The sequence below is a fragment of the Tessaracoccus yangjingae genome, assembly GCF_055326235.1.
In genome coordinates, this window is sequence record NZ_JBUZNN010000002.1 from 317,615 (window position 1) to 330,321 (window position 12,707).

The window sequence follows — 12,707 nt, forward strand, 5'->3', positions numbered from 1 at the left end:
AGGACGCACCCATGTTCGCCATGTCGGACGGCCGGCCAGCACCGGCGCACCCTGATGCGGTCGTCGCCGGCGCGACGTACCGGATCACGGTCCTCAGCAGCCGGCTGTTGCGGCTCGAGTGGCACCCTGAGGGAGTCTTCGTCGACCAGCGGACGCAGACCGTGGCCGACCGCTCCTTCGACGTGCCCGGCTTCACCGTCGACGACGTGGGCGGCTCGCTGGAGGTGCGCACGGACCACCTCCGGCTCCGCTACGACCGGGGCCCGTTCAGCGCCTCGGGGCTCAGCGTCACCCTGACCCGCGGGGCATCGGACCCCCACTACGCCACCTGGCGCTTCGGCGAGACCTATCCCCAGAGCCTCCCCGGCCGCGGCAATCTGCTGGGCACCGCCCGCACGCTCGACGAGGTGGACGGCGCCTGCCCGCTGGAACCCGGGATCCTCGCCACCTACGGCTTCGCCGTGCTCGACGACTCCTCGACGGTGCTGCTCTCCGACGACGGGTGGGTGGCCCCTCGCCGCCCCGGCGGCCGCGACCTCTACCTCTTCGCGCACGGCCTGGACTACCGGGCCGCCCTGGCCGACTACCACCGGCTCACCGGTCCCGTCCCGCTGGTGCCGCGCTTCGTCCTGGGCAACTGGTGGAGCCGCTACTGGCCCTACCGGGCAGAGGAGTACCTGGGGGTCATGGACCGCTTCCGCGCCGAGCGGATCCCGCTGTCGGTGGCCGTGATCGACATGGACTGGCACGTCACGGACGTCGACCCGGAACTCGGCACCGGGTGGACGGGCTACACGTGGAACCGCGACCTCTTCCCGGACCCGTCCGCCTTCCTGGCCGCCCTGCACGACCGTGGGCTCGCGGTCACCCTCAACGTGCACCCGGCCGACGGGGTCCGCAGGCACGAGGAGGCCTACCCGGCCGTCGCGCGAGCCATGGGGATCGACCCGGACTCCGGCGCCGCCGTCGAGTTCGACGTCACGTCGCGGGAGTTCGTGGACGCCTACCTCACCCATCTGCACCACCCGCTGGAGGACCAGGGGGTGGACTTCTGGTGGATCGACTGGCAGTCGGGCGGGGCCACGGCCGTGGCGGGCCTCGACCCGCTGTGGATGCTCAACCACATCCACTACCACGACTCGGCGCGTGCCGGCCGGCGTCCGCTGACCTTCTCCCGCTACTCCGGCCCCGGCAGCCACCGCTACCCGGTGGGCTTCTCGGGCGACACCATCACCACGTGGGAGTCGCTGGACTTCCAGCCGTACTTCACCGCGACGGCCGCCAACATCGGCTACCCCTGGTGGAGCCACGACATCGGCGGGCACATGTTCGGCAGCCGCGACGTCGAGATGGCCGTGCGCTGGTTCCAGCTGGGCGTCTTCTCCCCGGTGAACCGGCTGCACTCGTCGTCGAGCCCCTTCGCGTCCAAGGAGCCCTGGGGCTACGGCCCGGCCGCCGAGCGGATCATGGCGGCCTTCCTGAGGCTCCGGCACCGGCTCGTGCCCTACCTGTACACGGCCGCGTGGGCCGCGCACACCGACCAGGTGGCCCTGGTGAGGCCGATGTACCACGACCATCCCGCCGAGGTCGCCGCCTATCACGTCCCGAACCAGGCGATGCTCGGCGAGCACCTGCTGGTGGCCCCGATCACCACGGCCGAGGACTCCGCCGCGCACCTCTCGTCGGTCCGCGCCTGGCTCCCCGAGGGCTCCTGGATCGACATGTTCACCGGCCACCGCCACGACGGCGGACGGGCCGTGACACTGCACCGGGGGCTCGGCGGCTATCCGGTGCTGGCCCGCGCCGGGGCGGTGGTCCCTCTGGCGTCCGATGTGATGGGGGACGTCTCGGCTGCGCCGGCGTCGCTGGACCTGCGGGTGCTCCCGGGGTCCGCGGTGTCGCACCTCGTCGAGGACGACGGCAGCGCCGACCCCGGGCCGCAGCAGCGGCGGGCGGTGCGCATCGAGCAGTCGTTGGACGTGCATCCGGACGACACCGCCACGCTGACCGTCACGCTGCGGCCGGAGCGCGGCGTCGTCGACCTCAGGACCGTCAACCTGGACCTCGTCGGTGTCGCCTCGGCCGACGGCGCGGAGGCGTGGGTGGCCGGCCGGCCGTGGCACCTCGGGGCGCCGGTGCCGATGACCGACGAGCTGCTCGCACCGGCGCTCCGCGTGGCGCTGGGGGAGGTGGACCTGGGCGCGGAGATCGTGGTGCGTCTCGTGGGCGCCCGGACCACGCCCCGCGACCTGCAGGGTGAGGCCTTCGCCCTCATCGACGCGGCGGAGATCGGGTTCTCGGTCAAGGAGGCCGCCTGGCGGGCGGTGACGGGCCTGGGCGGGCTGGGGCTGGTGCAGGAGCTGGCAGGCATAGACATCCCCACGGCCCTGAGGGACGCGCTGGTGGAGGTGGCCGCCGCGCGCGAGGTGTGGTGAGCGTCCTCAGATGAGCTGGTGGCTGCGCACCGACTTGGCGATGGCCTTGCGGTAATGGCCCACCAGCTCGGTGCAGACCCGCTCCCAGCTCCGGTCGAGGGTGGAGAGACGGGCCGCCCGGCCGAACGCGGCGCGCTTGGCGTCGTCGCCGATGAGGTCCACCACGTGACCCCGCATCCCGGCCAGGTCCCCCGGGCGGTAGAGCCATCCGGTGCGCGACTGGTCGATGAGGTCGATGGGACCGCCGCGACGGGGCGCGATCACCGGCAGCCCCGAGGCCTTGGCCTCCTGGATGGACTGGCAGAAGGTCTCCAGCTCTCCAGGGTGCACGAAGAGGTCCAGGCTGGCCAGCGCGGTGGGGAGGGCATCGCCGGTCAGTTCGCCGAGGAACACGGCCCGGGGCAGCGCGGCCTGGAGCTGCCCGCGCAGCGGCCCGTCGCCGATGATCACCAGGCGGGTGTGTGGCAGGTCAGCCACGGCCGCCAGGTCCTCCACCCGCTTCTCGGTGGCGAGCCTGCCCATGTAGCCGATCAGCCGCTCACCGTTCGGCGCGTGGACGGACCGGAACGCGGCGCTGCGCCTGCCGGGGCTGAACCGCTCCGAGTCCACGCCGCGGCCCCACACCGCGACCCGCGGCACGCCCTGCCCGATCAGCTGGTCGCGGGCGAACGTCGACGGCGCCAGGTTGAGCGAGGCCAGCGAGTGGACCTGGCGCACGTGGTGCCACAGCAGCGGCTCGAACTGCGGGAACCCGTACCGGGCGGCGTAGGTGGGCACCTCGGTCTGGTAGACGCCCACCATGGGGATGCCCAGCCTCGCCGCGACGGTGGCCGCCTTGTAGCCCACCACGAAGGGTGCCGCCAGGTGGACGACGTCAGGGGCGAAACCGGTGAGGATGCGGCCGATGGTGAAGGACGGCGTGGTCACCACGCGCACCACGTCGTAGCCGGGAAGGCCGACGCTGGCCACCGTCTCGACGGGGAAGCCCAGGTACTGCGACGGCGTGCCCTCGCCCGCGTGTGGGGCGATGACCATGGCCTCATGGCCAGTGGCGCGCAGGTGTTCGAGGACCCGCAGCACGGAGTTCGTGACCCCGTTCACGCTCGGGAGGAAGGACTCCGCGACGATGGCTACCCGCACACCACAATTCTACGGAGGCACGTGTCCGGGGCCCCTCGGCGAGGAGAACCCCCGGTGAACGCGGGATGACGCTTCGGGGACGGCGATACCGCCGATTCGGTGATCCGGGGCGGAGAGCGTAGACTCAATGGGCCCGGTAAGGCGATCAACGCCAGCGTGTGACAGATGAGCGGGCAAATCGAGGGGCCCCGTCCGTGGGCCCAAGCGGCCCGACTTTCAGGGCCCATACCCCCGCAGAGGATTCCTCCATCATGAATGCACCACGCCAGAAACAACGCTGGACCGCCGAGCAGCGCACCGCGAAGGGCCTCAAGGCCCAGCGCCGGGCAGGCAAGAACGACGCCCCCGCCGCCGGCGCCCCCCTCAACCGCAAGCAGCGCCGCGCCCTCGAGTTCGGTGACCGCCCGTACGTGCCCAAGCCCGAGCAGGAGGGCGCCGAGCGTCGCGACGAGCGTCCCGCCCGCGACGACCGACCGGCGCGCGACGAGCGCTCCTACCGCGACGACCGTCCCGCCCGCGACGACCGCCCGCGCGGAAACGACCGCTACGGCGATCGCCCTCGCAGCAACGACCGTTACGGTGACCGGTCCCGCGACGACCGCCCGCGCGGCAACGACCGTTACGGCGACCGGTCCCGCGACGACCGCCCGCGCGGCAACGACCGCTACGGCGACCGATCCCGCGACGACCGCCCCCGCGGCAACGACCGTTACCGCGACGACCGCCCCGCCTGGGGCGACCGCGACAGCCGCCCCGCCCGCGACGACCGCCGGCAGGGCGACCGCCCCGCCTGGGGGGACCGCGACGACCGGCGCGGCGACCGCGGTGGCGAGCGCTCCGGCGGCCACCGTCGCAGCTCCATGCCGCCCCACATCGACGTCCGCCGCAACCACGAGCCCCGCGGCCACGAGGACCGCCGGGGACACGACCGCCGCGACACCCGCGCCCCGCGCGAGGATAACTTCGACGCGCCCGAGGCGGACCAGATGAGCTGGACCGCCACCACCGCCGAGGGCGTGGAGGGCGAGGTCGCCTCGGGCTTCTTCGAGCTCGGCGTCGCCGAGCCCATGGTCCGCGTGCTCGCGGGCCAGGGCATCACCGCCCCGTTCCCGATCCAGGCGGCCACCATCGCCGACGCCATCGCGGGTCGTGACGTGCTGGGCCGCGGCCGCACCGGCTCCGGCAAGACGCTGGCGTTCGGCCTGGCGATGCTCACCCGCCTCGCCGAGGGCACCCCCGTCGGCTCGCCGCGCGCTATGATCCTGACCCCCACCCGCGAGTTGGCGCTGCAGATCGCCGATGTGCTCGCCCCACTCGCGGCGGCCCTGAAGCTGGACCTCACGCTCATCGCGGGCGGCATGGCCTACGGCCCGCAGATCCGCGCCTTCGAGCGCGGCGTCGACGTCGTGGTGGCCACCCCCGGCCGGCTCATCGACCTGCTGGAGCAGGGCGCCGCAGACCTGAGCCAGGTGCAGATCTCCGTCCTGGACGAGGCCGACCACATGGCGGACCTCGGCTTCACCAAGGACGTCCGCACCCTGCTCGACGCCACCCCGGAGGGCGGGCAGCGGCTGCTGTTCTCCGCCACCCTGGACGAGGCCGTCGACTCCATCGTGCGGACCTACCTGCACGACGCCGTCACCCATGAGGTGGACTCGGGCCAGGCGTCGGTCACGACGATGGTGCACCGTCCGCTGATCGTGCGCCCCCACCACAAGAACCAGATCACCGCCGAGATCGCCAACCGCGAGGGCCGCACCGTGCTGTTCGCGCGCACTCAGATGGGCACGGACCGCATCGCGGGCCAGCTCCGCGAGGCGGGCGTGATGGCGGGGTCGCTGCACGGCGGCCTCACCCAGGGCGCCCGGGCGCGGATCCTCGCGGCGTTCCGTGAGGGCACCGTCCCCGTGCTCGTCGCCACCGACGTCGCCGCCCGCGGCATCCACGTCGACGACGTGACCCTGGTGCTGCAGGTGGACCCGCCGCGTGACTCCAAGGACTACCTCCACCGCGCCGGCCGCACCGCGCGCGCCGGGCAGGAGGGCGTCGTGGCCACCGTGGTGCTTCCGCATCAGCAGAAGATGGCCCAGCGCCTCCTCGGCCAGGCGGGCGTCAAGGCCAGCCCGCTCGAGGTCTACCCCGGCTCGGACGAGCTGCGCGAGGCCACCGGCGCCCGGCCCACCTCCGGGGTCGAGATCTCCGAGGCGGACTACCAGGCGCTCATCGCCCCCAAGCAGCAGGCGCGTCGTCGTCCCGAGGGCGGCGGCCGCGGCCGTCGCTACGACGGCGGCCGCGGGCAGCGCGGGGGCCGCAGGGATCGTTGGTGAGGGCGTAGGATTTCGCGCCTATGGACACCTCCGCCCTGACCATCCGCATCGCGGACCCGGCAGACGCCGCCGGCCTGCTGCACGTCATCCATCAGGCGTTCGCGGCGCGTCCGGCGGTGGATCCACCGGCTGAGGCGCTGACCGACGAGGTGGCAGACATCGAGCGCGCCCTCACCGACGGCTTCGGCGTGGTGGTGGAGCGCGAGGGTCACATCATCGCGGGCCTGCTGGTCGACATCGTCGACGGCACGGCCACGCTGCGCCGCGTGTCGGTGCTGCCGTCCGCCAGCGGCCAGGGCGTGGCCCGGTCGCTGGTGGAGGGGGCCCTGACGGTGGCGGCGGACCTGGGCGCGAGGCGCGCGTCCCTGTTCGCCCGTGAGGAGTTCCCGCAGCTGGTGGACTGGTGGCGGGACCACGGGTTCGACGTCATCGCGCCCGAGCCGCACGGTTTCCGGATGGGCCGCGACCTGCCCGTGGTGGTGGACGTGCCCACCGCCGAGGACATGACCCGCCTGGGCCGTCGGCTCGCGGGCGTCCTCCGCAAGGGCGACGTCATCGTCGCCACGGGCGACCTCGGCGCCGGCAAGACCACGCTCACGCAGGGCATCGGCGCGGGCCTCGACGTGGAAGGGCCCATCATCTCGCCCACGTTCGTCATCTCCCGCGTCCACCCGCCCCGCGGCGATGGCCCCGGGCTGGTCCACGTCGACGCCTACCGCCTGGGCGATCCGTCCGAGCTGGCCGACATCGATCTCGACGCTTCCCTGCCCGAGTCGGTCACCCTCGTCGAATGGGGCCACGGCCTGGCCGAGTGGCTGGCCGACGACCGTCTGGAGATCGACATCGTGCGCGGCGTGCAGTCCGACGAGCGCACCGTCTACCTCACCGGATTCGGCCCCCGCTGGGCCGGCGCCCTCGACGTCCTCAGGGAGAACCCATGACCTGGACCCTCGCCATCGACACAAGCCACGTCGTCGCGGTGGGCCTCGCCCTCGACGGGGAGCCGCACACCCGGGTCGTGGTCGACGACACCCGCGCGCATGCGGAGGCCCTGATGCCCTCGGTGCTGGAGGCCTGTTCGACGGCCGGCATCGCGCTGCGGGACCTCGACGAGATCGTCGTCGGGATGGGTCCGGGCCCGTTCACCGGGCTGCGGGTCGGCGTCGCCACCGCGTGGACCCTCGCGCACGCCGCCGGCCTTGAGCCCCATGGGGTCTGCTCGCTCGACGTGGTCGCCCGGCAATGGGCCGAGGCCGGCGCCCCTGCAGAGTTCGTGGTCGCGGCGGACGCCCGCCGCAAGGAGCTGTACTGGGCCACCTACGCCGCCGACGGCCTCCGGACCTCGGACCCGCAGGTGACCGCGCCGCAGCAGGTGCCGGCGCTGCCGGTGGCCGGGGCGGTCCCCGGGCCCTACCGCGACCTGCTCGACGTGCGAGGCCCTGACGCGCTCGATCCGGCGCTGCTCGCCGCCCGCTGGCGCACGCTGCGGCCGGCCGGCGCGGAGCCCTTCTACCTGCGCCCGGCCGACGCGACGGTGCCGGGCAAGCCGAAGTCGGCGCTGCCCCGGCTGCGGGCCGCGCGATGATCGTCGAGACGGCCGAGGTGGAGGACCTGCCCGACATCCTCGCGCTCGAGGCGCACTTCGATACCCCGTGGTCCGAGCACTCCTGGCACCAGGAGGTGACGGGGGACGGCAGGCTCGTCCTCATCGCCAGGCGCCAGGGCGGCGAGACGGTGGGGGTGGCCGCCTTCCAACTCGTCGACGACGTGGCGGACCTGCACCGGATCGTGGTGGCGCCCCAACAGCGCCGGCTGGGTTTCGCCCGGGTGATGCTCATGGCCGGCCTGCAGTGGGCCATCGGGCACGGCGCCCGCCGGATGTTGTTGGAGGTGGACGCCGGCAACGCCCCGGCCATCCAGCTCTATCAGGGCTACGGGTTCGTGGCGGTGGCCACGCGCCCGGACTACTACGGGCCCGGGGCCGATGCGCTGATCCTGGAACGCCGGCTGGAGGGCGTCGACGCGGATTCCGTCGGCATGTGGGACATGGAGGACAGCGATGAGTGAGCCCCTGGTGCTCGGCCTGGAGTCGTCGTGCGACGAGACGGGGGTGGGGATCGTCCGCGGCCGCACCCTGCTCGCCAACGAGGTGGCCAGCTCGGTGGACCTGCACGTGCGCTTCGGCGGAGTGGTGCCCGAGGTGGCCAGCCGCGCCCACCTGTCGGCCCTCATCCCCACGCTGGAGAGGGCGGCCGCCAAGGCCGACGTCGACCTCGCCGACCTGGACGCCGTGGCGGTGACCGCCGGCCCCGGGCTGATGGGCGCCCTCGTCGTGGGGCTGGCCTCCGCCAAGGCGCTCGCGGCCTACCTGAACAAGCCTCTGTACGGCGTGAACCACCTGGTGGGCCACGTCGCGGTGGACCTGCTCGATCACGGGCCCCTGCCGATGCCGTCGCTGGCGCTGCTGGTCTCCGGCGGGCACACCCAGCTGCTCCACGTCGAGGACATCGCCACCCGCATCACTGAGGTGGGCTCCACGATCGACGACGCGGCCGGCGAGGCCTACGACAAGGTGGCGCGCGTCCTGGGCCTGCCCTACCCGGGCGGCCCGGTGATCGACAAGGCGGCGCAGGACGGCGACCCCACCGCCATCCGGTTCCCGCGCGGCCTCGCCGCGCGCCACGACATGGAGCAGCACCGCTTCGACTTCTCGTTCTCCGGGCTCAAGACCGCCGTCGCGCGGTGGGTGGAGCAGCGCCGTCTCGACGGGGGAGAGGTGCCGGTCAACGATGTCGCGGCGAGCTTCCAGGAGGCCGTCTGCGACGTGCTGACCGCCAAGACTGTCGACGCGGCCCGGCACCTCGGCGTCAACTCCATCCTCATCGGCGGGGGTGTCGCGGCCAACTCGCGGCTGCGGACGCTCCTGGAGGAGCGCGCCGCGGAGGCCGGAATCGAGCTGCGCAGGCCCAGGCCGGCGCTCTGCACGGACAACGGCGCCATGATCGCGGCCGTCGGCAGCGAGGTGATCATGGCCGGGGTGCGACCCTCGGGGATGGGCATCTCCGCCCACTCGGGGCTCCCGGTGAGCACGATCGTCGTCTGATTTCGGTGCGCAATCACACAATTTGGTAACGATTGGGTGTCAAAGCCGGTGTGGCCCTAGCCGATTTGAACGTGCCTTCGGTAGGTTCCTGGAATCACTCGGCCCGTTCGGGCCTCTTCCGTCGTTCGACGACTTAGGAGAAGGAATGAAGTTCCAGGGAACCAAGGTGTCCCTCGGCCTGGTCTTGAGCGGAGCACTCCTGCTCGGCGCCTGCACCAGCCCAGAACCCACCGAACCTGAAGACACCGCGTCCGGTGCCGCCTCGGCCACCGCGTCCGCCAGCAGCAGCGAGGGTGCGGGCGGCGACGCCGCGTCCGGCTGCCTGCAGGACGTCGGCATCACCGAGACCGCCGACGGCGAGGTCCGCTACACCGCCGGCCCCGGCGACTGGAGCGGCTACAACACCATCACCAACGCCACGTACTCCACGTACAACTCGGTGATCGCCGCCCACATGTTCTCGAGCTTCGTGTACTTCGGTACCGACGGCACGATCTGCGACAACACGGACTTCGGCACCTACGAGGTGACCTCCGAGGACCCGCTGACCGTCAAGTACACGATCAACGAGGACGCGGCCTGGTCCGACGGCACGCCGGTCACCATCAACGACTACCTGATGGAGTGGGCGGCCCAGAACCCCGAGTTCATCGCCCCCGGCTTCGCCAGCGGCGAGAACCCGGACGCGTCCGCCGTCTTCGACCACGTGTCGACGTCGTTCGCGCAGTACGTCCTCGAGGGCCCCGAGGGTGAGGTGGACTCCAAGGAGTTCTCCATCACCTACACCAACCCCAACCCGGACTACCGCATCATCGTGACCTCGGCCCTGCCCGAGCACGTCATCGCGGCCCAGAGCGGACTCGAGCCCGGCGCCCTGGCGCAGGCCGTCCTCGACCGCGACGCCGAGACCGTGAAGTCCGCCGCCACCTTCTGGAACGAGGGCTGGATCTTCAACCCCGGTGAGCTGCCCGATGCGGCGATCACCCCCTCCTCCGGCCCGTACGTCCTCAAGGAGGGCAGCTGGCAGGCCGGCAACTCGCTGACCCTGACCGCCAACGAGTCCTACTGGGGCACCCCGGCCGGTACGCGTGACCTCGTCTTCCGGTTCATCGACGACGCACAGCAGGTCCAGGCGCTTGGCAACAAGGACGTCCAGGTCATCCAGCCGCAGGCCACGGTCGACACCGTCGGCCAGCTCGAGGCCCTCGGCTCCGCCGTGACCATCGAGAGCGGCTCGTCGCTGACGTGGGAGCACCTCGACTTCAACTTCCGCGAGAACAACGTCTTCGGCAACCCGGACACCGGCCTGCAGATGCGCACCGCGTTCGCCCACTGCGTGCCCAGGCAGCAGATCGTCGACACGCTGATCGCCCCGATCTCGCCCGACACCGTCCTGATGAACGCCCGCGAGGTGTTCCCGTTCCAGGACACCTATGACGAGATCGTCGGCGCCGCCTACGACGGTCGCTTCGACGTGGTCGACATCGACGCGGCCAAGGCCGCCCTGGCGGAGGCCGGCGTCACCACGCCCGTCGACGTCCGCATCGGCTACCGCGCCGGCAACCAGCGTCGCGCCGAGACCGTCGCCGCGATCCAGGCCTCCTGCAAGGACGCCGGGTTCAACGTGATCGACGCCAGCGCCGAGGACTTCTTCGACAACGCGCTCGTCAACGGCGACTACGAGGTGGCCCTGTTCGCGTGGGCCGGCTCCGGCCAGATCACCTCCGGTGAGAACATCTACGCCACCAACAAGGGGCAGAACTACGGCGAGTTCTCCAGCGCCGTCGTCGACGCCGCCTGGGCCGAGCTCGTCGCCACCCTCGACGAGAGCGTCCACCTCGAGCAGACCAAGATCATCGAGAAGGAACTGTGGGATCAGCTGTTCGGCATCCCGCTGTACGCCCACCCGCTGGTCGTCGCCTACGACTCCACCCTGAGCAACGTGCGCGGCACCGCCACGCAGGACCAGGTGTCGTGGAACGCTCCGCAGTGGGTCGCCAAGTGACCTGCGGCTGACACCACCGCACGATAGTCGCTGACGGAATCGGGGCAGGGGGCCAAGGTCACCTGCCCCGATTCACGTGCATACACACTTTCATCCACTTCTATCTCTGCCGTAGTATGCGGCGGATGGGCGCCGCCGCCGGCGCCCGAACCATGTCAGAGGACCGATCTTGCTCAAGTTCATTGCGAAACGCCTGGGGATCTCGCTCGCGATCCTCCTGTTGGGGTCACTGCTGCTGTACGTGCTCGTCATCAACTCCGGTGATCCCCTCCAGGACCTGCGCGAGTCGAACGACCCCAACCGGGAGAACCGGATCAAGCAGCGGATCGAGAACATGGGCCTCAACATGCCCTGGTACGAGCGGTACTGGGACTGGGTCACGGGCGCATCGAAGTGCCTGATCGGGCAGTGCGATCTCGGCACCGCGATCAACGGGCAGTCGGTCAACGCGCTGGTCGCCACCGCGGCCGGCTCGACGCTGCGGCTGGTGGTCCTGGCATCGCTGCTGGCCATCGCGGCGGGCGTCATCCTCGGCATCGTGACCGCCATCCGCCAGTACAGCGGATTCGACTACGGCGTCACCCTGTTCGCCTTCATCGCGTTCTCGCTGCCGGTGTTCTGGCTCGGCGTTCTGCTCAAGCACTACGCGGCCATCGAGTTCAACAACTGGATCGTCGACGCCGACCTGAGCTGGCCGGTGATCATCGGCGTGGCGGTGGTGCTGGCGTTCATCATCCAGGCCGCCATGGGCGGCGACCTCAAGCGCCGGCTGATCACCTTCGGCGCGGTCGCGGCGGGCATCGCGGCCATCCTCATCTACTTCGACGCCGTGACCTGGTTCCGGCGCCCCGCCATCGGCATCCCGGTCTACGTGCTCGCCGTCCTCGGCGCGGCCGCGCTGGTGATCGTGCTGACCTCCGGGTTCCAGAACCACCGGGTGCGCAACGCCGTCGGCGCCACCGCGGGCGTCGCGCTGGTGGGCTACATCGCGGTGCGCGGCTACCTGATGACCAACGGCTCGATCCCGGTGCTGCTGCTGTGCTTCGTCGCGGCCATCGCCGCCGGTGTCGCGGCGGGGCAGCTACTCGGTGGCTTCTCACGCCGGCAGGCCACCTTCGCGTCCGTCATCACGGCGCTGCTGGCCTCGCTGCTGGCGATCAGTGACCTCCTGCTGAGCAACTGGGCCCAGTACCTCACGGAGCAGCCGAGGCCGATCCCCACCATCGGCTCGATGACGCCGAACTACGAGTCAACCTTCTGGATGCACTCCATCGACGCCCTCACGCACCTGGTGCTGCCGACCATCACGCTCATGCTGATCTCGATCGCCTCCTACACGCGCTACACGCGCGCCTCGATGCTGGACGTGCTCAACCAGGACTACATCCGCACGGCGCGCTCCAAGGGCATCTCTGAGCGCAAGGTGATCACGCGCCACGCGCTGCGCAACTCGCTGATCCCGCTGGCCACGATCGTGGCCTTCGACTTCGCCGGCCTCATCGGCGGCGCCGTCATCACCGAGACCGTCTTCGGCTGGCAGGGCATGGGCAACCTGTTCCGGACCGGCCTCGCCGCCGTCGACCCCGCCCCGGTCATGGCCTTCTACCTGGTCACCGGCACGGCCGCGGTCACCATGAACATGCTGGCCGACATCGCCTACGCCATCCTCGACCCGCGGATCGCCCGCTAGGAAGTGA

Annotated in this window: 9 protein-coding genes; 8 read left to right on the forward strand and 1 reads right to left on the reverse strand. The window is 71.5% G+C overall.

Annotated elements, in window-relative coordinates; genetic code table 11:
* Positions 1 to 11 precede the first annotated feature (11 nt).
* Complete coding sequence (locus tag ACZK5D_RS04370) at positions 12 to 2,435, forward strand: glycoside hydrolase family 31 protein (RefSeq protein ID WP_463664398.1); 2,424 nt, start codon at positions 12 to 14, stop codon at positions 2,433 to 2,435.
* Between the two features lie 6 nt (positions 2,436 to 2,441).
* Here the strand turns inward: ACZK5D_RS04370 and ACZK5D_RS04375 are convergent, their stop codons facing one another.
* Positions 2,442 to 3,575, reverse strand: a complete 1,134-nt coding sequence (locus ACZK5D_RS04375; protein WP_463664399.1) for a glycosyltransferase family 4 protein — start codon at positions 3,573 to 3,575, stop codon at positions 2,442 to 2,444.
* A 251-nt stretch (positions 3,576 to 3,826) separates the two neighbouring features.
* On the opposite strand from ACZK5D_RS04375, the gene ACZK5D_RS04380 reads away from it, so the two are divergent.
* From ACZK5D_RS04380 to ACZK5D_RS04410, 7 genes are all read left to right on the forward strand, one after another.
* Entirely contained in the window at positions 3,827 to 5,902 is a 2,076-nt protein-coding gene (locus ACZK5D_RS04380; protein WP_463664400.1) for a DEAD/DEAH box helicase, read from the forward strand.
* 20 nt (positions 5,903 to 5,922) lie between these two features.
* On the forward strand, positions 5,923 to 6,843 hold the full coding sequence (gene tsaE / locus ACZK5D_RS04385) for a tRNA (adenosine(37)-N6)-threonylcarbamoyltransferase complex ATPase subunit type 1 TsaE (RefSeq protein ID WP_463664401.1): 921 nt from the start codon (positions 5,923 to 5,925) through the stop codon (positions 6,841 to 6,843).
* Positions 6,840 to 7,487, forward strand: coding sequence for a tRNA (adenosine(37)-N6)-threonylcarbamoyltransferase complex dimerization subunit type 1 TsaB (gene tsaB / locus ACZK5D_RS04390; protein WP_463664402.1), 648 nt, complete (start codon positions 6,840 to 6,842; stop codon positions 7,485 to 7,487). The genes tsaE and tsaB overlap by 4 nt, the downstream gene beginning before the upstream one ends.
* Positions 7,484 to 7,969: a GNAT family N-acetyltransferase gene (locus ACZK5D_RS04395; protein ID WP_463664403.1), complete on the forward strand. Its 486-nt coding sequence runs from the start codon at positions 7,484 to 7,486 to the stop codon at positions 7,967 to 7,969. Before tsaB ends, ACZK5D_RS04395 begins: the two co-directional genes overlap by 4 nt.
* A complete protein-coding gene (gene tsaD / locus ACZK5D_RS04400) occupies positions 7,962 to 9,005 on the forward strand; it encodes a tRNA (adenosine(37)-N6)-threonylcarbamoyltransferase complex transferase subunit TsaD (protein WP_463664404.1) in 1,044 nt (347 codons plus the stop codon). Before ACZK5D_RS04395 ends, tsaD begins: the two co-directional genes overlap by 8 nt.
* A gap of 145 nt (positions 9,006 to 9,150) precedes the next feature.
* Positions 9,151 to 11,010, forward strand: a complete 1,860-nt coding sequence (locus ACZK5D_RS04405) for an ABC transporter substrate-binding protein (RefSeq protein WP_458996320.1) — start codon at positions 9,151 to 9,153, stop codon at positions 11,008 to 11,010.
* 169 nt (positions 11,011 to 11,179) lie between these two features.
* Positions 11,180 to 12,700, forward strand: a complete 1,521-nt coding sequence (locus tag ACZK5D_RS04410; protein WP_458996321.1) for an ABC transporter permease — start codon at positions 11,180 to 11,182, stop codon at positions 12,698 to 12,700.
* Positions 12,701 to 12,707 lie beyond the last annotated feature (7 nt).